This is a genomic window from Serratia aquatilis (assembly GCF_044865145.1).
GTDB classification, from domain to species: Bacteria; Pseudomonadota; Gammaproteobacteria; order Enterobacterales; family Enterobacteriaceae; genus Chania; species Chania aquatilis.
In genome coordinates, this window is sequence record NZ_CP173186.1 from 1,232,908 (window position 1) to 1,253,674 (window position 20,767).

Here is a 20,767-nt window from a genome sequence, read left to right on the forward strand (position 1 = left end):
CCCCCGCTTTCTGCGCATAAAGTGTCAAGTACGGATGTTAGAAAACCCAATAGGTTTGCGCATAAAGTGTCAAGTTTTTCGCCATGCTTGGCACTGTTAATTTTCCGGCCTTACACCTTATTCGAAACCCGCGCCAGTACTGGCTTTCGTCTTTGTTAATGGGCGGGAGGGACAGCCGATTGATGTATAGAAATGCTAAGGTTTTTCAAAGCCTGAAGGGTAAAAGTGTAAAGTGGCCATGTATCGAAATGTATCGATTATTTGAATTGGTTGTACTGGAATGGTGCTGGCAGAGGGATTGACTTCCTGGCTACCCAAGAGATTATCTATCTTGTCCTGGCTTATCCGAAAAGTGCCAAAGATAGCCTGACCGATGCAGAGAAGGCTGAGTTGAAGAAGCTAACGAAATGACTAAAAGATGAGGTGTGAAATGAGTTTTTTTGACGACCTTAAAACCTCTCTGGAAGAGGCTGTTTATATTAAGAATGGTGTCAAAGCTCCGGCAAAAGTGACCCGTTATGAAATTGCCGATGTACGCGCGATTAGAGAGCAACTCAACGTATCCCAAGAAGAAATGGCTAAGGCGCTGGGAACCAGCATTGACACGATTAAAAGCTGGGAAGCTAAACGGCGTAATCCAACCGGGCTCGCGGCCAAGGTCTTGGCTACCATCCAGGCTAATCCTGAGTTTTTCAAGGCGCTGGCAGCACACTAAGTTTAGCTGGCTTGGTTTCTTGGCCCGTAATCAGTGCTATCCGTAATCTCTGCCGTTGTCGTGATCGGTAAAGCTGAATTTGATGAGTACCAAAAGATAAGGCTTGATGCCGAGTTCGACAGCCTTATGCAGCGTCACGGGCGTACCATTGAAGCGTTGAATGATAGATAAGTTTGAATACGCTGTTGCTAACACTCTACCAGCGTCTATCTCTAAATGGTTAAAAATAATACGAAATCGTGGGGCTCGAAAACATTTGGGGGTATGTTGAATTTTTAAAAATAAAATATTCAATATAAACATTATAATGGGCCATTTGTTCTACTCCCTTTACCTCCAAAAACACTTATATTAACGTTTACCAAAGCCTACTCAACCCAGTAAAATCAAGCCTTCCGGCGAAATCTCGTTATCTCAAGGTCTACCTGCATCTACCAAAATCTATACATCTATGTGTATAGGACGTCGAATCTTCTTCGGAGCTATACACAATGCCCCTCACAGACCTTGAGCTACGGCGCTCTAAGCCGCAAGACAAGCCCTATAGCGGGGCGTTTTTTCCAAAACAGTATCCAGAGAACATTTAAAAAGTAAGTATAGTGAGTATGCAATGCTTGCTGAATGCCATATGCGTGTGTATTATACTTACATCAGTTAACGGGGCGGAGGAAGCTTGAAGAGTTCGGAACTGATAAGGATGTTAGAGGAAAGGGGGTGGACATTGGACAGGGTTAAAGGCAGTCACCACACGTTCAAGCATCCCGATTTCTCTAACTTGGTAACAGTACCCCATCCCACCAAAGAGATTAAGCCCGGCACACTGAGGCAGATTCTTAGAAAGGCAGGGATCAAGTAATCAGGATGCGTTCTTCGGGGCGCACCTTTACGACGAACACCACGGGGAGATAAATATGCATTACCCAGCTTTTATAGAGATTGATAAAGACGGCAGCGCAAGCGGGTGGTTTCCCGATGTAGACGGCTGTATTTTTGCCGGTAACACCATTGATGAAGCCTATGCAGACGCCGAAAGCGCCATAGATGCCCATTTTGAAGCGCTGACCGCGAACGGCATGGAAGTGCCTGCGCCTAGATCCATGCAGGAGCACATCACCGAGGATGTAACGGCCTATGTTGGCGGCCAGTGGGCGCTTGTGCGGGTGAATATGGATAAGTTTGACGGGAGGGCCGAGAGGATAAATATCACTCTCCCGCACCGTCTGATACACCAGATCGACACAATGGTAAAAGGCAATCCAGAATACAGCAGCAGAAGCGGATTTATCGCCACTGCGACGCGCAACGAGTTACACAGGGCCGGTTAACTCCCTTCCTCCGCCTTTCCCCCTGTGTGTCACCATACCCCGGTTTATGCCGGGGTTTTTCTTTGCGTGGTTAACAGGCCGGGCCGCAAAATATTAGACTGGTATAGACGGAATGGACATTATGCACGGCAGCATCGATAGCGGCTAACCCACTCACTGCCAGGCATTGGACGGATTTCCGGGCCTCTAAAGTGGCTGATCGCGTCAAAATTTAATTTGACCTGGTTTAGCTTTATTTGGATTGCTGTTTGGTGGCCTATATCAGCATTACCAACAGAACTGAAGCCTTTACGTGTCGAGCCTCCGACCTGCTTTTATGTGCGACACATAAGGCGGGTGTATAAAGCAAAATTCTTGACTGCTATGGGCGGAATGCGCACCAAACAAAGCAACATCAACGGCAGTGAGCCAGCTTCCTGCCTGGCTCGTAGAGGTTTTTTTGCTCTCATAAACGATTATGCCCGTCTTGAATTAAATGGCCCGGTTCGCTTTTGATTCCGGTAGAACCAGGTGAGGTAATCGAACCATAAAAGCACGGCGGGATCGGTTGAGCAAAGATAGGTGATTCTCACCCACCAGCAGCAGCGACAGTGAGCAGGTAAAACAGGCAAATTTGGCCCAAGCAAAAACAAATGTGTATAGGAATGTGTATAGTTTTATTTTTTTAAAGTCAGTGAGTGCCGTGTTTGCAGGCTTTGTGGGGTGGCGTTCTACTCCCTTCACCGCCCGGAAAATGAACTTTGCTTATTGCCAGATAATATCGATGGTAGCATTGGCCGTTCCCTCACCGGGGGGAGCAGAATTGACCGGGCAAAACACCCATTTTAATGGAATGGTATGGGCCTGATTGTTCGTTGCGGCAGTTAACAGACTCTTGGCAGGGGCACCAAAATGGATGGAGGAGGCGGTATCATTACACCCGGCTTCGCTGTCAGCATTGGTGCCGATAAAGCCCCGTACCGTACCCAGTGTCTGGTTCTGGTTATTGCTCATCAACAGTTCCGTTTGTGATTGGGTAGCGGAGACCGCCTGAGCAGTATACGAAACGTTGACCGTGGGTGGCCGGCCGCTACAGCTAATCTTTACATCATCGTCCTGAGATATAACCGGGGTGGTCACTCCCGAATCCACCTTACCAAATCTGATTTGGTTTGGCGTTTCGACTGTGCAGGCAGTGAGAATAACGTCGAAATTTTGCGTGACGGTGATAATCTCTGACCGATATGAATTGATATAAAAAGCCAGCGTGTAATTACCGGCTTTTGGATTAGTCGGGTCAACATAGACCCCGTAGTTCAAGTATCCATCGACGCTCATTTCATTAGCTTTAACGGCAAAGCGTTCGCCCCTGGGAATTGAAGTATAGCAATGTGCCATATTATTCGTGCCGTTAGTGGAAGCTTTACCATTGGCTTCCCAGGTGGCTGTAATGGAGATTGCTGTCTTACCAGCCAGTGATGCCCATAACCGGCCCGATGCCCAACTGTTATAGATAACGCCATATACCCCGGAACCGCTGGGGGAAAGTTCCCATCCGTAATAGTTTCCATCGGCGGTCGGGATATTAGGCAGGACATCTCCAGGCATGCAGTCTGTGAATCTGTTACCCGGGTGAGTAGAGATCATTAAATTAAAACCTTTGGGAGTGACGTGAGAAAAATACTCCCAAGAGCCCTGCCCAATAGCGATACTGCTGAGATTACTCCCCCCCAGAGGTGTAAACCCTGGGCCACTCACTGTAAGTGCCATCGCAGGTATGCAGCATCCCCACAACAGTATGCCAGTCACCATCAACCGGCCCAGGGTGGGGCGCAGCCTGTTCCCTGTCAGCAGGGGTAATTCTTTGTCTTTCATACAAGCCTCTTATCCTTTGTTGTTTGTGGTTGATTCACAGTACGCCGTGAGTTCACGCACTGGTCTTTCCGCCGTAGTCTTAGTTGCCTTGAGGTCAAAGCGCACCTGGCACTGGCGGTCTGGTCCATCACCCCAGCCCACCTGCAACGTGCCGCTCTCCGGCAATCCGCTCAGATACACCTGGCCTGCATCCCCCACGATGCTGCCGCTCTCTTCCCCGTTGGGCAGACCGGCCAGCGAGGCCGTAGCCCCGAAAGGCACCACGCCCGCCCCTCGTTTGAGTGTCATCAGCACCTGATACCCCACCCGGGTGGCAAACTCCGCCCTCACCACCGCACCCAGTGTGGGGTAGACATTGACATTCGACTGCGTGATATCTATACCTTCCGGCAGCGTCGAGGGGTCCAGCCCCACGCTGTTCTTGCCGTATGCCGTTAGGTAAGGCACCACCGCATAGCCTCGTGCATCTGTCACTGCCGTTCCACCGCTGACGCTCATGCCTGCCGCCCCCGGAGCGTTTACCAGTGCTACCGACTCCCCCATCGAGCGGGCGAAGGTCACTCCATGGCGGTGTACCAGCACCCCGCCGCTGGCGTTCAGGTTGATCGAATGTGCAGCACTGCTATAGCTGTAACCGGCGCTCACGCTGCCTTTGCTGCCCTGCCAGCCCGCATTCAGATTGCTGTTGGCCGCTTGACCTTGATTACCCAGGCTTTGCGAGGCACTGTAGGAGAGCGTGTTGTTCAGCGTACTGCCGCTAACTCCGGTCTGGCTGATGACTCGCCCAGTATTATCCCGGCTCATTGACGTTGTTGCATACATCGACTGCAACGTCGGGGAATAGCCGAACACGCTGAATGGCACGCTGACATTCAGCGACAGTTGGCGGTTTTCCGGCCAGTTGCCGTCACTGTTCTTCATCCGGTCGATGCTGTAGTTCACCCCATAGCTGATAGCGCGGTAGCTGTTGCTGTAGCCGAGAGACAGCCCGGTCAGGCTGCGTTCGTTGCCCCAGTAATAGTCCCGTGAGGCGCGAAAGTTCAGGCTGCCCCAGGTTCCCAACTGCTGGCTGAGCTGAGTTTGAAAACTGCTGCGCCGCCGTTGTTGCAGCCATGGGCTGACCCCATCTTCTAGACGATAACCTTGGCTGTTGAACTCGCTGAAGCTGTAGTAGTGGCGGGTGGAATAACGCAGCGCCGTCAGGTCAACTGAAGTGCCGGTGGATGTCAGGCTCTTGGCGTAGCGCACGCGATACGACTGCCCGGTTTTCTTATTCTCCTCAAATTTGGCCGCTGAGGTGGTGACGTCGGCCGAGAACGCACCGATATTCCCCAGCGAGACACCGCTGCCGACACTCAGCGCCTGGTAGTCTTCCGCCATCACGCCGCCGCCGTATAGGGTAAAGCTCTGCGGCAGGCCGTAAATCAGGGTTCCCAGCGCGAAGGTTGACCGACGTGAGCCTTGGGTCAGGTTGCCGTCATAACGCCCGGCGGTCAGCTCATACTTCCACCCGCCGGGGCGCAGCATTACCGGCAACGACGAGTAGGGCACAATGAAATTGCGGGTATCACCGTTGGCTTCGGTCACAGTGACGTCGTAATCCCCGGATAAGCCGGCTTGTTGGATATCGTTGATACGAAATGGCCCTGGGGCAACCCAGGTTTCGTACACCACATTGCCATTCTGTCGTACCGTGATCCGGGCATTGCTGTTGGCTACCCCGTCGATAACCGGAGCATAACCGCGCAACTGCGAAGGTAACATCTGCTCGTTGGCATTGAGTTTAATCCCACGGAACGGCACGCTATCAAATACGTCGCTGCCGGTATTACTTTCCCCCACCAGCAGCGTCGAACGCAGGTTGCGCAGGTCGCGTGCCAGGTAGGTGTTGGAGAAGCGCGTACTCTGGGTGCTGGCGCTGGGCTGATTGACATAACTGCTGGTCTGTGTACGGGCATGGGTCACTGTACTGCGAAACCGCCAGGCCCCGGCATTGGCTCCGGCACGCAGCAGGGCAAACAGGTTGTTGTTATGGCTGGTGATGCTGTTGCTCCGGTTGCTACTGCGCCCGGCACTGAGGGTGTAGTTGGCCAGCAGCGCACTGATACCCTCATCCCACAGGGCGGGATCGACGGCATTGATCAGCCCCGGTTTCATCGCCACCTGAGGGATACTGATGTTCAGCCGTAACTGTGCCAGGTTCAGGGTGGTATTGGCCTGCGGGATGAGGGTGGGCAGGTCATCTACCGGTTGGTCGACGGGCAGGTTTTTCAAACCGGGGATCTGGGCGATATTCACTCCGAGTTTTTCCAGCAGGGTGGGCGTCAACTGGGGCACTATTTTTCCCAAGGTATTTTTCTTGAACTCGAGTGTAAACAGGCCCGCATCATTCTGGTTAATGAGCACCGCCACCGGATAATGGCCTTCTTCCATGGCGCCTGGCTCACTGAAGCTAGACAGATCGACCGGCGTCGTGTCCCCGATTACGCCGAGAAAACCAGGGTCAAAATAGTCCCGTGCCAGGGCTGGGTAACTGGCGAACAAGACGCCCAGCGTCAGGGCACGCAGCGAAAATCGGCTGTAAACGGTCTGCCCCCGCTCGCACCGGCGGGAGCAGACAAAGGGATGTAGGGTCATTGTTGTTATCTCAGTTCACGGTATTAACGGTCAGGGCAATGTCAGCGATTGACGGGGTGTCAGCGCGCCGTGGTCATTCACCAGTTGCCAGGCCAGTTCCCTAACGGTAGTGTTCGCCTCCAGCGGATAGGTTTGACGACCGTACGGTGGCACCATTAGTGCGGTGTTGATCGGCTTTCCTCCGAGCGTCAGGACACCTAGAGTGGCCCAAAACGGCGTGGGGTTGTCGACGAGCAACTGATGACCTTGACGATGAAAACGCAGCCGCGTAGCCATTTCATCTGCCCCATAGGCAGGTAACTCGCTCGGGCGATAGAACAGCTTGAGCTGGTTCTGGGTAGCTACTACCAGCTTCTCACCACCGCCCATCTTCTTCTCGGGCTGGGCCGGAATAGCTTTGAGAGCCAGGGTAAACACCGACTCCCGGTCTTGCCGTAAATAGGTATTCATCAGTCTGATGCGTAACGTCAGTTTGTCGCCGGGGTCTAGACGCTGTAACGGTGGCAGGGCGACAAAAGGGGCTGGAGTATCGACTGAGCTCTCGACATGGGTTCCCCAGTCGCGGACCCGAGACTGTATCAGGTAGGGCGTATCGGTATTGTTGGTAATGCTGAAAGTGATGCCGCCAGTGGCCGACGCCGGGTAAATCACCCGGGTGGTCTGCAGCGTCAGCCCCGGTTTTTGCTGTGCCGCTTGCGCGCCAACAGGCATTATTGCCATGCACAACCACCACAAACTCACTACGCCAAATAGTTTGTTCATTCTGGAACCTCCCCTGAACTCACCGTCGTCTGGTAAAGTGGACTGGTTCCGCCGTAGTCATTGAGCACCGACCACGTGGCTTGCCGGGGATGGCCGTTGAAGGAATAGATACGGGAGCTAAAAGGGGCAATCATGCTGCCGGTCTCACGTACCGCTACCGGTTTGCCATCCAGGCTGAAGCTGGTCAAGGTCTGGTAATAGGGGGTGGGATTGCTGACCTTCACCCCGTTATCCTGACGTTGTACTGTCAGCTTCTCTGGTGCCGTCTGAGGCGTCAGCGCCAACCCGGCCGGGCGGTAAAACAGTTTGATGACCGTATCGACCCCAACCGTTACCTGGGCAGATACCGTCGAAGAGGCTTCAGCCTCCAGCTTGCGCGATGACGGAATGGCGAGAAAGCTAAGGTAAAACACCGATTCACGGTCAATGGGCAATGCCTCGGTGCCCCGACGCAGAATACGTACCGAACTCTGGCTGTTCGGCTCCAGCCGGAACAGCGGGGGGGTGACCATAAAGGGGGCCGCCAAGGATCCATCGGGTGTAGCCAGTACCTGTGCCCGTGTTAGCCAGGGAGTGTCGCTGTGGTTGCGTAGGTTTACCGTAACGCTCGGCGCATCGGCATTAAATACCACCCGTGTTTGGCTGAGGCTGAGCCCCCGCCGGTCTGCCTGCACGGTGTGTGTGATACTGCCCAGCAGGCTGCACACCAGTAGTGACATGCGGAAAGAACTGGTTCTCATTGGCTGTCCTTACTCGTAGAAAAACTGGAAGGTGACGGTGGCATTGAGCGTGCCGCCATGCAGCGTTGAGTTACTGCAACCGTTGCCGCAGGACAGGCTGGCCTGAAACGGTGTTTGGGTGCCGTTAAGCTCGCTCAACAATGTTTCTGGAGTACCCACGTTGACCATATCGCCATCTCCCAGAGCCGTCTGTGGTGATGACTTGTTTACCAGACGCACTCCGTACCCTAGGGCACTTTCATCCGTGTTGCCGCTGGTTCGGGTAAACAGCGGGATGCCGGCAGACAGGGTTGTCCCGATCACTTTAAGCTTGGGTTGGATACCGTAACCGGCGCAACTGGCATAACTCACCGCCAGATCGCGGGGCTCTAACCCACTTTCCCCGGCCTGTTTGATGTCTGACGATGACACGGTGCCCCAGTCAATGGTCGTCGGGCTAACGCTGATGTCACAGGTGCCTGCCACAACGGTGGCGCTAAAATTAAGCGGTATGGACGACTTCCCCGCCGTACAGAGTGAGCTCCACAGAAACAGAGCAATGGTCAGCAGCGCTGGCGTAGCAAACAGGCGTTGGTTGTATTTATCTTGCTCTCGTGGTGTCAGGTTATTCATAGGTCACCTTGAACGTTAGCGTGGCTTTGACTATGCCGGGGGTCACTGGTTCATTGCCTGCTCGTACCAGCCCCAGCAGTAGAGGTTCTTTATGCACGCTTCCCTCGGTAACGGCCGGTAGCGTGACCGGTACCCCGTTAACCAGAGCCGCGCTGGGGTTATAGAAGTTTCCGGCAGTGATACCGCCGTTATCCCTGCGCACCATAAACCCCACACCGCTGGCGACAGAGTCCGCATCACGGAAAAGCGCCTGCTGGGGAACCGACGCCGTGGTGTAGGTGTTGCCGCTGATGCTCAGTGTCGGTGTGGTAGCCCCACTGCACTGAATACCTGCCGTGAGCGGCAGGAGGCTGGCCGTGCTGGCGGCCTGTAGGTCGCTGACACGGTGTACGCCATAGGACAAGGCCGTCTCTGAAAGCATCAGTTCACAACTGCCGTCACTGATTTGGGCGCGGAACTCTACGGCAGTGGTATTGGCTGCCAGGGGGGGCACTGCGGGCAACAGGCAGAGCAGCAGTGCGCCGTAATGGGCATTACTGCACCGAGCCATGGAACACCTCCGTGCCACCGTAGTCGTTGATGGCAGTCCACTCGACCGCCCCGGCACGAGGCGCATGGTGGTACCCGGTGCTGGCATAGGGCGCAATCATGCTGCTGTTATCATCCACGCGAAGTTTCACCGGGGTATTACCGACGCGCAGGCTGTGTAGAGTGATGTAATAGGGGGTCGGGTTGGTGACTTTTAGCCCCTGTTTATCGGCAGAAAACAGCAGTTTGCCCATGGCCTCTGGTTGCTGCATTGCAAGCCCTTCTGGGCGGTAGAACAGTTTGATAACTGTGGCAGTAGCCACCTGCAGCGCGCCGCTGACGGCTGGGCGTGACGATAGTGCATCGGCGGGCCCGGCAGGCATGGCCACGGCCCGGAAATAAAACAGCGACTCGCGGTCCCTTGGCAGGTCGTCAGGGGTTTTCATTAGCCGGATCTGGTTGGTGGTGCCGGGCTCAAGGCGAAACAGGGACGGTGTAGTGACAAACGGCACCTGTGCGGGTTGCCCCCGCATATCTCGGGTCACCTGAGTTTTGACCAGATAAGGAGAAAGAGAGGTGGCGCTGCTGGTCAGCCCGATGCTTTTGCCCCGGGGGACATCACTGGCCTGAAAGATAATACGGGTGGCATCGGCAGAAATGCCGGCTATCGCCGGTGCGGCAACCAGTAACAACATGGCCGCACACCCTAAACGTTGTTGTTTTGGACTCACCGTGACTCCTTATTTGCCCGGGTGTAAAAGAGCGAAAAGACGTGCTCTTCGCTCGTGGGTGAAAACGGCTATCAGTTGACGATATAGGCGACAACGATCGGCGCGCTATAGGCACCTGCTGCCGGGGATGTGGCGGTGGAGCCCATGCCGACTGAGAACAAGTAGTCGGTTGGGGAGTCCAGCGCACCAACTACAGGGTTATTGGCATTAGCTGCGACCTGCCCGTTGCCCGCGTTTTTGATCATAAAGCCCACGGTATCGGCATCCGCGTTGACAAACAGGTTCTTGTCGTTATTGGCGGTGGAGGTCACCCCCTGAATTATCAGGTTGCCAGTTTCGTCGGCGGCGCAGTTGCTCAGGGTCACCTTAAGAGGCACGCTGCCAACCTGAGTATTGGCCGTGGTGAAATCGCTGGATTTAAATTCGCCAACATTGAGGGTCGATTTACCGCCGTTGACGGTAACGTCACAGGTGGTACTGGTGATGATCCCCTGGAGAGTCACTTCGGCAGAAGGCGCAGCGCTGGCATTGAGGCTGATACCTGTTACACCGGCTAACAACAGGGTGGAAACGAGGCATTTTTTAAATGACATCGAATGATTCCTTTTAATTAATAAATCATGGCAGGATTGATGTGCATTATTTAGTGCACATCAGTTAAGTCATGCTACCTACGCTGCCACTGCGCGGGCAGATGAATCAGTCATTGATGTAAATCAATGGCTGGAATTGGCCTATGGATAGGCAGTTTAAAATGAGAGTGGCATTTAATGTGGTTCTGTTAGTTTTCCTTCCTGCGAAAGTGGCGAGTAAAAGTGTGTTGTTATCTTATTGCTCGTGTGAGAGATGCGTTTTATAAGTGGTTTTTTAATTTTTTGTTATCTAGTGGTGGATGTTTTTTAATAAAAATTAAATCCATAGGGCTTTCTCTATGGTTGTTAATCGTAAGTAATATACTTCCTCGGTCTTTGTGTGGAGATCTAGGCTGTGTCCCTTAATTGCTCGTGGTGCCGTCGCAGACCCAAAAGCCCGTTATCAAGGCGGAGGGTGAAGGGCAGAGTGGCCCTCTGTTCGAGCCCGACTTTACTTCGAACGGGCTTTTGGGGCGCGACCCTTCGGGCTGGGGCCATTTGCGCGCATTGCTGCGTTGTTCGCCGCTTATTTGGTCCACCAAACCTCGCGGCTCACGCCTTGCCCTGTGCGCAAATGACCGCCAGCGGCGCTCGCGTGCAATTAAGGGACACAGCCTAATAGTTTTGGCGAAAACTCATCGGTGCACAATGCGAGTTATCTGTTTGGGTGGATTCAAGTTAATAATCCTCCTGATGTGCTAAATTTAACTGGAGTATATAGTGATAATTTAATAAGGTTGATTAAAATTTTAATGAATTGACAATGATTGTCATTTGGTTGTTTGTTCTTTTTATTTGAAAAATCCGGATTTTATGTCTATTTTATTTTTATTTTAAAGTGGATAAAATTAAAGATAAAGAATAAAATCTCGAGGTGAATTGTTTCTTTAATTGAAATTATTTGTTTCATTTCAGGAAATAATTGAACTAAAGCAACTTCAAAAGCCGCTAGGTCCAAGATCTGAATTGTCCTCAACGTTAATATTCATGTGCAATATCTGGGCTGTCGGTGAAGCCGATGTTCACCGGCAGAGGCAACTGGCACACAGACACGATCTCCAGTTTCAGCGGGTTGTCTTTTTAGCCAGTGAGTAGTAACTTTCATTGCCTCTGAAGTTACACGCTTTAAATCCAAGCGCTGAGAGCGAGGCTATGCGTTTTTTAGCTAATGGAATGGCTTTGGTAACCATTTTCTCAACGCTAAAAGCATCAAAAAACTCTTCGGTGCACAAGGTGATAATTTCGGTTAGAGATATTTCATTTTCATATTCTGATGAAATGTCTAATCTCAAAACCCCGGTGCTAACCTTATCTGCATCAACCATTGCAAACATTTCTATCGTACCTACTGCAAGGTTTGTTTTTTTATCCACAATAGAAAACCTTATGAACTCCTCACGCTCATAGCAGCCGAGCCAGGCTATTATTGCACTTTTTATTTCTTCGGCTGTATTGAAATTAAAGTTACCGATGCACATATCAGAATTGAAAAGTGGCCGGGAGTTTATATCCGAATAGCATTTCAATAGACTTTTCGCATCATCTTCTGAAATAAGGCGTATGATGAAATTTGCTGTTGCATATATTTTAAGTTCTTCGTATATATTACTCATTATTAAACTCCTTTTTATTGATGGATTTATAGTGGGTTGTTTTTTTGGTAAATCAAAATGCAAATTACAAAAAATAATTAGGAATATTCCAGGTTGGTAATTATATGGTTAAGTATGGGGGTAGTGCTAGTATATTGATGCGGATTTTTTGCGGTCTACGGTGTCGGCCTGCTGCTGAAGTTAAGTTGAATGGTGTGCGTTATTCAGATTTACATGAAATTAAGTGGCTGATTTTAAAGTAAAAATTTTAATAAACAACTTTATCAATGATTCCCCACTTATTCTCTGAGTCTGGTCTATGATTTTAATGACCACATTTAAAGCTCGAATAAAATACTGAGGTAAGTCAATGGGGAATTCCAAGAGTAAGGACCTGTTACAGGTTAAACATGGTCCCGAATCACGATCGTTGGTTGGCGATAAGAATAAACTAGTGTCAGCTGTCTATTTAACGCTTTTTCACCGCTATTTAGCCACGCTCTCTAGCAGGAAATCTTATTATGGCGTTAAGATATTTCGCCAAAGCCGTATCTCGGTAGCTCTTTCGCTATGTTTTCTGGGGCTTTCGCCTCAAGTCTGGGCCGCCTGTGGCAATGCCGGGGCGGCAACGGTGATTAATAGTGCGGAAACTATTAAATGTTCATTGGCCGCAGGTGAAAGTCTTGAGGTCACTACCACAGGGGTTATTAACGCACCGAATTTGAATGGCGTAGAGATAAACGTTAATAACAGTTCTGCTGGAGGAGTCAGTAACGCCGGTACCATCGCTTCTACGAGTACTGCACGTGGGATAGAAGTTGATCGTGGTACTACCCTAAATGGGGGCATTGTCAATACCGGTTCGATTTTAGCGCAGGGCCACGCGATTGAAGCTGGTCAAAGCTCTGCTTCTTTTATTAATGCCAGCCTCAGCGGACTTTTCGCCGGTATTGCTATCTATAACAACGGATTAATACAAACTGCCAATACTCCATTTGGCGATTCCTCCGGCATTCGGTTTGCTAGTGGCAGCATTGTCACTGGCGAAATCCTCAATACCAGCACCGGCAACATCAGCGGTGTGCACTATGGTATTAACTTTAATGGAACGACTTCTACTCTCAATGGCAATATCACCAACGAGGGTAACCTCACTGGTGGTATTGACGGCATTATCAATGGTGGTCTGATCAATGGGAATCTTACCAACACAGGTTTGATAAGTAGCGGAACAACTACGGGCAGCCTCTACGGGATATATAACACAGGTACCATTACGGGAACGCTCGCCAGCATAGGCACTATAACGGGCGCAATCTCAGGTATTTATAACAGTGGTAGCATTAATAATTTCGTCAATAATGGCACCATAACCGGTTTGGCCGCAACGGGCGGTGCGGGTCTGGTTTATACCGCAGCAAGCCAGGGCGCTACGCTTACCAACTCCGGTACTATTACTGGGGCAACGGGCCTATTGGTCCAGAAAAATGCTACTACTATAAATAACACTGGCACCATCGGTGGCACCGCTGGCACGGCTGTTTCAATAACCGGCAATAACAACGCGCTGATTTTGGGCACGGGCTCAATACTTAACGGCAGTGCCACCAGTACGGGGACGGGTAACACCCTTGAGTTACAAGGGGCCAGTAGCGTCGGCAGTAATATTACCGGTTTTAATAGCCTGACCATGTCCGGTACCAATTGGACGTTGGGGGGAAACATCGCCACAACGGGCACCACAATTGCCGCGACGAATATACTGAACGGTATTCTGACCATTACTGGTGCACTTGCAAATAGTGGCGCAGGTGGCGGTACTACCATTGCGTCCGGTGCCACGTTGCAGGTTGGCAACAACGGTACCAGTGGAACCATAGCGGGGGATGTCGTCAATAATGGCACACTCACTTTCAACCGTAGTGATGATAGTACTTATGACAGCATCCTCAGCGGTGTAGGGCAATTGTTCAAACAGGGCGCGGGTGTGCTGACCTTGACCGGTGGCACGGCACGGCAGGAGAGCGTTGAGGTTCAGGCGGGAACGCTGAGATTGAATCAGGTGGGGGACGGTCTGATCACTACTGGTGATTACACCACTCAAGCCGGTGCCACAACATCGATTGGTTTGAGTAGTTCGATTATTAATGTCGGCGGTGTGTTCACCCAAGCCGCAGGTTCGACCTTGAACGCAACGTTAGGGGCTTCACCCGATATCACAGCGGCGACCGCACAGCTTGATGGTACCTTGATCGTTAACGGTTTTGCCGAACGCGATCAGCCTACGACGGCCAGCAGTGCGATTAGTCTAGGCTACATTCTCCTGCGAACAACCGGGGGTATCAGCGGTGATTTCGACAATAATCCACTGGATTCAACCGGTCTCGATTACCTGCTGCATGATGGTCATGCTGTGAATGGGGATTTGGATTATGAGTTGGGTTTCCGTCTGGCCTGGCAAGAAGGGGGGCAGGCAGCAGGAACAGGAAACTTCACGCTTAACGAGGGAACAGCGTTTGACATTGATATCGCGTTAGCTAACCAGGCTGTTCCTGTCGGTGGTTTTGACAGCGGTTGGGATGGGCAGAGTCTGGTCAAACTGGGTGCCGGGCGTTTGCTGTTGTCAGCACAAAATAGCTATGCCGGGTCGACCACGGTGAATGATGGGGTACTGCAATTCAATGTTGCAGACAGCATTGCGCCGAGCAGCGGCGTTATCGTCAATGGCGGCGTGCTCGACCTGAATGGTTACAACCAACAGTTCAACCGTCTTGCCGGCAGTGGGGGAGAAATCCAGTTGAAGGGGGCTTCTCTGACCGCTATCAATGCCAGTGCCGCTGACGATAGCCTTTACGCGGGTAACATTACCGGTGACGGAACGTTCATCAAAAGCGGTGCGGGTAACCTGACTTTGAGTGGGAACACCGCGTGGGTAGGTAATACCGAACTGCAGGGGGGCGGCTTGATCCTGGATGGTTCGACTGGCGGCGCACAACTGACCGGCAACATCATCGGTCAGAGTGGTACTCAACTGACCTTACGCAATGGTGCGGGTCTAACCGGGTGGATCGACCCAACGAACGTAACTATCGATACCACGAGTTACTGGGATCTGACAGCCAATTCGCTGGTCAATAACCTGTCCAACAGTGGTACGGTCACCTTTGCTGTACCGACTGCGTCAGATTTTAAAACTCTGACAGTAGAGGGGGATTATCAAGGGAATAATGGTCTGCTGGTGTTGAATACCAGTCTGGGTGACGATACTTCCCTCACTGATAAACTGATTGTCAATGGCAATACGACTGCGGGTACTACGCGCGTGCAGATCGCTAACGCAGGCGGTAGCGGTGCTCAAACACTGAATGGCATCGAAGTCGTGGCGGTTGGTGGGCAGTCTGACGGGGAGTTTGTGCAGACCGGGCGTATTGTTGCCGGAGCTTACGATTATACGCTGGGGCGTGGCACCGCGGCTGATAATCAAGGGAATTGGTATCTGACCAGCAAGACTGAGTCTAATGCTCCAATACAGCGCCCGGAGGCCAGCGGTTACGCCGCGAACCTGTCAGCGGCGAACAACATGTTTGTCACCCGTTTGCATGATCGGTTGGGGGAAACAGAATATATTGACGCCATGACCGGTGAGAAAAAATTGACCACCCTGTGGCTGCGAAACGAAGGGGGGCATAACCGCTCAAGAGATAACCATGACCAATTGCATACCCAGGCTAATCGCTATGTACTGCAAATAGGCGGGGATATTGCACAGTGGAGCTTTACCGATCTTGACCGCCTGCACCTCGGTATCATGGCCGGTTATGCCAACAGTAAAAGTAGAACCGAATCAGGCAGTACCAACTACAGTGCCCGCGCGTCAGTGGATGGTTACAGCACAGGTGTATACGGGACCTGGTATGCCAATGAGGCGGATAAGTCTGGCTTGTATGTGGACAGTTGGTTGCAATATAGCTGGTTCAACAACACGGTTGATGGCCAGGACTTGAATACCGAAGAGTACAAATCCAAAGGGGTTACTGCCTCCGTGGAGAGCGGCTATAGCTTTAAAGTGGGTGAAAGTGCGGCGATGAATGCCACGTACTTTATCCAGCCTAAAGCGCAGGTTATTTGGATGGGGGTGAAAGCTGACGATCATAGAGAAGCCAATGGCACTCAGGTATCCGGAGAAGGTAATCGCAATATCCAAACGCTTCTGGGGGTGAAAGCCTTTATGAATGCTTACCGGGGCCAGGATAAAGGCAAAGAGCTGCTCTTCAAGCCGTTTGTTGAGGTTAACTGGATCCACAATACCAAGGACTTTGGTACCAATATGGACGGCGTTACTATCAAGCAAGACGGTACCGCGAATATTGCGGAGTTGAAAGTCGGCGCTGATGGCCAAATCAACAAACAGCTGAGTCTGTGGGGCGATGTTGGTCAGCAGATAGGTAACAAAGGTTACAGTGACACGGCAGTGATGTTAGGGGTTAAATACAGCTTTTAAATATAGGTGATTAACGCCCCGGCTTATATTAATAAGCCGGGGCGTTATTTTTTAGTGTCGATAAAGCTTGGCCGTAGAGGGGGTACGGGCCAATTTTAATAGTTTGGTAAGCCTACACGCTATAGGTTTTCGCGCGCTATTTTCTGAGTATTGAAGAAAAAAGAGTTTAACTCTTAGTCACGATCTCATAGGTGATGACATCGGTATAGTCGCCCAATTCCTGATCGTCACTCCCATACAGATCAAACGTGGGGGTAAAGCAGGTTTGGTTGCCGCTGCCATCAAATCTGATGGTGGAATTGTTGATGTTTGGTAACAGGATCTGTTTGCCCATATTATCCAGCGTCAGGGTATAGGGCAGTACGCTGGTGGCATTCAGGCTATGTTTGAGAACAAAGCGATTATTGACGATCCCGTTAGCGTTAGTGGCATTAACGATAAAATCTTTACCGCTACTTTCGGTAGAGAGGTAGCTGATGCACAGACGATCGGCTGTATTGGTCAGCACTTTCTTTTGTTTCCCGGTGGCTATTTCTCCCAGATTCCAGTCAGGTGCATTCATTGTAAGATTCACCATAACCGGTGGGGCATTGGGGTTGTCCATCAATTGGCAAGCGGATGTTGCCTGTGCGGCAGCAAAATATACCGCTCCAGCCTGATCGTAAACCATGCCGTACTTATAAACATTTGCAGGGATCATCGCCACGATAGCTACGTCAGCATGTTTGATATTGGCCACCACGCTAGCCGAATGGGGTTCGTAGTTATTCCATCCTGCGGAATTACTGAACCCATAGGTCAGATAACCGTTAACACTGCTAAAGTTACCCTCGTTATAACCTGTCGGGGTATAGCCATTCATGGTGATATCCGCTGCGGGGAAATAGGCCTTGATGGCTTTGCCGTTGCTGTCGTATTGGAAGATCAGAAACCCTCGCCCAGTACGTTGCTCAAAGCTGGCGACCGGAGGTGTACCTGCTATCGCAAGCCAGTTGAGGGATAGGGCGACTTTCCAGCTATCGCTACCGGTTTTCGTTATCGAACAGTTACTGATGCCAGAGGCCACTTTGCCGGTCACACTTGCAATTTCGACCGCAGCCCCATAGACCGAACTGGTGCTCACAAGCAGTAATGTAAAAACAGCCTGAATACGTTTCATAATGTTCTCTTGCAGATTCGACAGACTAGAAATGCAATTTGTTGAGCAATTGATAGAGTTCCAGGCGATTGCGCAGTCCGATCCTTTTTATTGCATTGCAACGCATCAGGCTGATGGTTTTAGCGTTCAAACGAAAATTTTCAGCAATCTGTTTGTTATTCCAACCACGCTTGATGAGTTTCAGCATCCGGATTTCGCTGGCGGAGAATTTTTTTAGAATACAGGGGGGGGATATTTCCTCTCCCGCGAGGCATTCTAAATGCAGTTTGAGCGTGGCTAAGGTAATACCGTTCGGGTCGCTGCGATATAGGGCGTTGCCACGACGTTGCATGTCATCGGATAAGGGACGGCAATAGATATATAACGTCTGCGGGTGGCTAAACGCGCCCTGTAATTCCTCCCTGCTGGAGAAGGCGGGTGTGCGGATAACCAGACTTGCCGTGTTCAGTAAGGATCTATTGTTGATGGTGATGAAAGCTGTTGGTAGGAGATGCTCTTTGATGAGCTCTTTCAATCCATTAGCGTAGAAGTAGTTTTGATCGATAATAACAATATTCATGACTCATTTTCCGTGCGTTGGCCAGCATGGCAACCGCCATAACCAGGTAGCGTAATTTTTCTGCCTTGCAGACGTTGTGGTGTTCCAGGGTAGATATTGATATCTCCTTGGGGTGTGGTGTCGGTTTGTACCGCTTTGAGTGCAACATGAACGTTGCCACGTGCAGTCAGCAGCGCCCCTTGCTGATCACAATGGACATCAAGCAACACTTTTTCGTTTTCTGGCCGTTGGCGAATTATTGCGCTGAAGCTCAGGTTTACCGCGATGCTTGCGGCGGCCTGTTCGGCTGATGTGCCTTGCAGTTGAACCAACGGGCGGACATTGAGCCGGTAGACGGTTTCGCGTTCAACGCTTTTCAAGGGCCGCAGGGTGATAACCTTCTGTTGCTGTGGGCTTAGCGTCAGCTTGAACGGCGAAGCATACAGTGTTGGTTGGCGGATCAATCCCAGCGGGATACGTTGCTCTTCAGGAAAAGGAACGCCAGGATTGGTCAATAACTCGGTGGCGATAGTGACGTATTCCATCCGGTCACCATTGTTACTGATGGTGATGGTCTGAGGCATGTTGCCCCGCAGCTCAATACGTTTGGGCGAAATATCTATCGCCGCCCAAACGGTGCTAATGGCGAGCAACAAGCCGTTCAGGCTGATTAGCTGGAGTAAATATTTCATGGAACGGCCTTGGCAACAGGTTCGAAAGTGAGTTTCAAATCACCTTGATAGATACCTGCGACGGTTCTGAAATCCCCCTCTGGTGGCAGTGCGCTGATGGCGAGGCTGTAATCCCCAACAGTGTCCTGCAACGGTTGAGCCGCTGGGGCATTATGGAACAGTACCGGGGTGCCTACCGCCAACGTCTGGAAAGGCGCCCCCACGTTAGCCATAGCGATCTTGGTGTCCTTAAATTGCAGGGTTGGTTTTAGCGTATGGCGCAGCATCAGTGCTTCATCCAGGCTGACCTGGAAATTGCCGCTGCTGGACGTAATACGCAAGGGGAGTTTGATTTCATAAGGTGAACTCGCCGCACCAGACTGGAACATCTCCATTTCCTGTAGGTACCAACCTCCGTTGGCGTCATTGACTATCAGCCTGTTAGGCTTAATGACGGTAGCGCTGATACGACTGGTGGTTTTCCCTTTCACTATCACCACCGTTGTCCCCGCTATGACCGCCCCAGCCCTGACCTTGAAAGTAAACGTGGAGACTGCTAACGCTATTCCTAGTGCATAGACTGTTGCGCGGTTCATTTTCATGATTCACTTCCTGTCTGATAAATCACTACCCCATAACCAATACTGACCCGCAGAGGAACTCGGGTAGAGGTAGCTTCGCTAGAGAAAACGTGGATATTCTGTTGTGGACGAAACGTGATCCGCCATACCTGGGTTTTGCTTGGTTGCGAGAGCACACTCAGCTGCATCATTCTTTTTTGCCCAGGGCCAAGGATCAGGCGAGATGGAATCACCAACAGAGAAGGGGACTTGGTATCGCCTACGTCGATCAACGTTTCAGGTTGGGTTCCCGGATTGGTGAGCAACTGTTGGCTCACGCTCAGATACAGTGGCCCATCCCCCAGATTTTCGACCACCAGTTCTGGCAAACGGCCTTGCGGTTTGATCGTCAACTCAGCCTGCGATAGGCTCAATAAACCACCCGCATGACAGTCCTGAATAAATAACAGAATGACCAAAGCACCGAGCTGGTAGCAGAAACTCAAGGACATGCTATTTCAACCCGTTTACCGTCCAGGTCTGCGGTGAGCATCCTGGTTTTCAGGGTTAGCGGCATGCCCGGGAACAGCGCTAACACATCAGGGAGCGTAGTTTGGCTGGAGCCCGCTTTCACCTGGCGTAGCAGTAGGCGAACATTGCCGCTATTAAGCAAAGTGATCTCGCTGGCGCTACAACGGTGATCCAATGCACTGCGCTGATTGGCTGGTGCTGGGAGATGGCGTATCAGCACACCATAGCCTACGGAAAGCGTCAGCGGCGCGGTGATTTTGTCGTCTGGTGCACCACTGATGCTGAGGGATTTTACCGGGACAACATAAAGCCGATACACCGCTTCGTTTGCGGGTTCCTGCAATGAGGTGAGCACAATATCCCGCGATTGGTTTGGGCCTAACGTGAGTTTATCCGGGGTGGCCATAAGTTCAGGATGTGGTAGTTGGCTAATCAGCGTTTTACGTTCTTGTTCTGCACCGGGGTTATCCACTTTTGCCAGCGAGATAGAAAGATAGAGTGGTGCATCGCCGGTGTTACGCACCGAAACGCGTTGCTCATGTTGGTTAAAAACCTTGAGACTGATCGGTGTCACCATTAATTGTGGGCCCGCGCTCGCATCTAAGGGGAAGCCACTGAGGCTGGCCAATAGGGGAAGCAGTAAAAGCGTTTTTTTCATCATGACTCCGATATGACTATG

At 51.3% G+C, this 20,767-nt stretch carries 19 protein-coding genes and 2 pseudogenes; 6 read left to right on the plus strand and 15 right to left on the minus strand.

Annotation, left to right across the window (positions count from 1 at the left end):
- Positions 1 to 279: 279 nt before the first annotated feature.
- The 5 genes and pseudogenes from SAQUA_RS05610 to SAQUA_RS05630 form a co-directional block, all read left to right on the plus strand.
- Positions 280 to 411, plus strand: a pseudogene (locus SAQUA_RS05610) (addiction module toxin RelE); the annotation flags it as partial.
- A 19-nt stretch (positions 412 to 430) separates the two neighbouring features.
- On the plus strand, positions 431 to 715 hold the full coding sequence (gene nadS, locus SAQUA_RS05615) for a NadS family protein (protein WP_380674014.1): 285 nt from the start codon (positions 431 to 433) through the stop codon (positions 713 to 715).
- 48 nt (positions 716 to 763) lie between these two features.
- Positions 764 to 886, plus strand: a pseudogene (locus SAQUA_RS05620) (type II toxin-antitoxin system prevent-host-death family antitoxin); the annotation flags it as partial.
- A gap of 502 nt (positions 887 to 1,388) precedes the next feature.
- Complete coding sequence (locus SAQUA_RS05625; RefSeq protein ID WP_380674013.1) at positions 1,389 to 1,571, plus strand: type II toxin-antitoxin system HicA family toxin; 183 nt, start codon at positions 1,389 to 1,391, stop codon at positions 1,569 to 1,571.
- 55 nt (positions 1,572 to 1,626) lie between these two features.
- A complete protein-coding gene (locus SAQUA_RS05630) occupies positions 1,627 to 2,040 on the plus strand; it encodes a type II toxin-antitoxin system HicB family antitoxin (protein ID WP_380674012.1) in 414 nt (137 codons plus the stop codon).
- A gap of 744 nt (positions 2,041 to 2,784) precedes the next feature.
- Here SAQUA_RS05630 and SAQUA_RS05635 read toward each other — a convergent pair.
- The 9 genes from SAQUA_RS05635 to SAQUA_RS05675 form a co-directional block, all read right to left on the minus strand.
- The gene (locus SAQUA_RS05635; RefSeq protein WP_380674011.1) at positions 2,785 to 3,894 is read right to left on the minus strand and encodes a hypothetical protein; all 1,110 of its coding nucleotides are present in this window, start codon (positions 3,892 to 3,894) and stop codon (positions 2,785 to 2,787) included.
- A 9-nt stretch (positions 3,895 to 3,903) separates the two neighbouring features.
- Positions 3,904 to 6,531: a fimbria/pilus outer membrane usher protein gene (locus tag SAQUA_RS05640; protein WP_380674010.1), complete on the minus strand. Its 2,628-nt coding sequence runs from the start codon at positions 6,529 to 6,531 to the stop codon at positions 3,904 to 3,906.
- A 30-nt stretch (positions 6,532 to 6,561) separates the two neighbouring features.
- Entirely contained in the window at positions 6,562 to 7,293 is a 732-nt protein-coding gene (locus tag SAQUA_RS05645; protein WP_380674009.1) for a molecular chaperone, read from the minus strand.
- Positions 7,290 to 8,033, minus strand: a complete 744-nt coding sequence (locus SAQUA_RS05650; RefSeq protein WP_380674008.1) for a molecular chaperone — start codon at positions 8,031 to 8,033, stop codon at positions 7,290 to 7,292. Before SAQUA_RS05650 ends, SAQUA_RS05645 begins: the two co-directional genes overlap by 4 nt.
- A 9-nt stretch (positions 8,034 to 8,042) precedes the next feature.
- Entirely contained in the window at positions 8,043 to 8,645 is a 603-nt protein-coding gene (locus tag SAQUA_RS05655; RefSeq protein WP_380674007.1) for a fimbrial protein, read from the minus strand.
- A complete protein-coding gene (locus SAQUA_RS05660) occupies positions 8,638 to 9,195 on the minus strand; it encodes a fimbrial protein (RefSeq protein ID WP_380674006.1) in 558 nt (185 codons plus the stop codon). Before SAQUA_RS05660 ends, SAQUA_RS05655 begins: the two co-directional genes overlap by 8 nt.
- Entirely contained in the window at positions 9,179 to 9,904 is a 726-nt protein-coding gene (locus SAQUA_RS05665; protein WP_380674005.1) for a molecular chaperone, read from the minus strand. The genes SAQUA_RS05660 and SAQUA_RS05665 overlap by 17 nt, the downstream gene beginning before the upstream one ends.
- Positions 9,905 to 9,975: 71 nt before the next feature.
- A complete protein-coding gene (locus SAQUA_RS05670) occupies positions 9,976 to 10,497 on the minus strand; it encodes a fimbrial protein (protein ID WP_380674004.1) in 522 nt (173 codons plus the stop codon).
- Between the two features lie 1,103 nt (positions 10,498 to 11,600).
- Positions 11,601 to 12,149: a GNAT family N-acetyltransferase gene (locus tag SAQUA_RS05675; protein WP_380674003.1), complete on the minus strand. Its 549-nt coding sequence runs from the start codon at positions 12,147 to 12,149 to the stop codon at positions 11,601 to 11,603.
- A gap of 433 nt (positions 12,150 to 12,582) precedes the next feature.
- Here SAQUA_RS05675 and SAQUA_RS05680 point away from each other — a divergent pair, with 433 nt between their 5' ends.
- On the plus strand, positions 12,583 to 16,629 hold the full coding sequence (locus tag SAQUA_RS05680) for an autotransporter outer membrane beta-barrel domain-containing protein (RefSeq protein WP_380674002.1): 4,047 nt from the start codon (positions 12,583 to 12,585) through the stop codon (positions 16,627 to 16,629).
- A 166-nt stretch (positions 16,630 to 16,795) separates the two neighbouring features.
- On the opposite strand, the gene SAQUA_RS05685 is transcribed toward SAQUA_RS05680, so the two are convergent.
- From SAQUA_RS05685 to SAQUA_RS05710, 6 genes are read right to left on the minus strand one after another with little or no spacing between them, the layout of a single operon-like run.
- On the minus strand, positions 16,796 to 17,788 hold the full coding sequence (locus SAQUA_RS05685; protein WP_380674001.1) for a hypothetical protein: 993 nt from the start codon (positions 17,786 to 17,788) through the stop codon (positions 16,796 to 16,798).
- Between the two features lie 25 nt (positions 17,789 to 17,813).
- Positions 17,814 to 18,347, minus strand: coding sequence for a LuxR C-terminal-related transcriptional regulator (locus SAQUA_RS05690; RefSeq protein WP_380674000.1), 534 nt, complete (start codon positions 18,345 to 18,347; stop codon positions 17,814 to 17,816).
- Entirely contained in the window at positions 18,344 to 19,018 is a 675-nt protein-coding gene (locus SAQUA_RS05695) for a hypothetical protein (RefSeq protein WP_380673999.1), read from the minus strand. The genes SAQUA_RS05690 and SAQUA_RS05695 overlap by 4 nt, the downstream gene beginning before the upstream one ends.
- Positions 19,015 to 19,599: a hypothetical protein gene (locus SAQUA_RS05700; protein WP_380673998.1), complete on the minus strand. Its 585-nt coding sequence runs from the start codon at positions 19,597 to 19,599 to the stop codon at positions 19,015 to 19,017. Before SAQUA_RS05700 ends, SAQUA_RS05695 begins: the two co-directional genes overlap by 4 nt.
- On the minus strand, positions 19,596 to 20,069 hold the full coding sequence (locus SAQUA_RS05705; RefSeq protein ID WP_380673997.1) for a hypothetical protein: 474 nt from the start codon (positions 20,067 to 20,069) through the stop codon (positions 19,596 to 19,598). The genes SAQUA_RS05700 and SAQUA_RS05705 overlap by 4 nt, the downstream gene beginning before the upstream one ends.
- Positions 20,060 to 20,749, minus strand: a complete 690-nt coding sequence (locus tag SAQUA_RS05710; protein WP_380673996.1) for a pilus assembly protein — start codon at positions 20,747 to 20,749, stop codon at positions 20,060 to 20,062. The genes SAQUA_RS05705 and SAQUA_RS05710 overlap by 10 nt, the downstream gene beginning before the upstream one ends.
- Positions 20,750 to 20,767 lie beyond the last annotated feature (18 nt).

What these genes read in the sequence shown, in the direction of transcription:
- SAQUA_RS05640 (WP_380674010.1), bottom strand. Translation starts at nt 6,531, where the DNA reads ATGACCCTACATCCCTTTGTCTGCTCCCGCCGGTGCGAGCGGGGGCAG.
- SAQUA_RS05705 (WP_380673997.1), bottom strand. Translation starts at nt 20,069, where the DNA reads ATGTCCTTGAGTTTCTGCTACCAGCTCGGTGCTTTGGTCATTCTGTTA.
- SAQUA_RS05635 (WP_380674011.1), bottom strand. Translation starts at nt 3,894, where the DNA reads ATGAAAGACAAAGAATTACCCCTGCTGACAGGGAACAGGCTGCGCCCC.
- SAQUA_RS05670 (WP_380674004.1), bottom strand. Translation starts at nt 10,497, where the DNA reads ATGTCATTTAAAAAATGCCTCGTTTCCACCCTGTTGTTAGCCGGTGTA.
- SAQUA_RS05710 (WP_380673996.1), bottom strand. Translation starts at nt 20,749, where the DNA reads ATGATGAAAAAAACGCTTTTACTGCTTCCCCTATTGGCCAGCCTCAGT.
- SAQUA_RS05630 (WP_380674012.1), top strand. Translation starts at nt 1,627, where the DNA reads ATGCATTACCCAGCTTTTATAGAGATTGATAAAGACGGCAGCGCAAGC.
- SAQUA_RS05675 (WP_380674003.1), bottom strand. Translation starts at nt 12,149, where the DNA reads ATGAGTAATATATACGAAGAACTTAAAATATATGCAACAGCAAATTTC.
- SAQUA_RS05660 (WP_380674006.1), bottom strand. Translation starts at nt 9,195, where the DNA reads ATGGCTCGGTGCAGTAATGCCCATTACGGCGCACTGCTGCTCTGCCTG.
- nadS (WP_380674014.1), top strand. Translation starts at nt 431, where the DNA reads ATGAGTTTTTTTGACGACCTTAAAACCTCTCTGGAAGAGGCTGTTTAT.
- SAQUA_RS05700 (WP_380673998.1), bottom strand. Translation starts at nt 19,599, where the DNA reads ATGAAAATGAACCGCGCAACAGTCTATGCACTAGGAATAGCGTTAGCA.
- SAQUA_RS05695 (WP_380673999.1), bottom strand. Translation starts at nt 19,018, where the DNA reads ATGAAATATTTACTCCAGCTAATCAGCCTGAACGGCTTGTTGCTCGCC.
- SAQUA_RS05685 (WP_380674001.1), bottom strand. Translation starts at nt 17,788, where the DNA reads ATGAAACGTATTCAGGCTGTTTTTACATTACTGCTTGTGAGCACCAGT.
- SAQUA_RS05655 (WP_380674007.1), bottom strand. Translation starts at nt 8,645, where the DNA reads ATGAATAACCTGACACCACGAGAGCAAGATAAATACAACCAACGCCTG.
- SAQUA_RS05650 (WP_380674008.1), bottom strand. Translation starts at nt 8,033, where the DNA reads ATGAGAACCAGTTCTTTCCGCATGTCACTACTGGTGTGCAGCCTGCTG.
- SAQUA_RS05690 (WP_380674000.1), bottom strand. Translation starts at nt 18,347, where the DNA reads ATGAATATTGTTATTATCGATCAAAACTACTTCTACGCTAATGGATTG.
- SAQUA_RS05645 (WP_380674009.1), bottom strand. Translation starts at nt 7,293, where the DNA reads ATGAACAAACTATTTGGCGTAGTGAGTTTGTGGTGGTTGTGCATGGCA.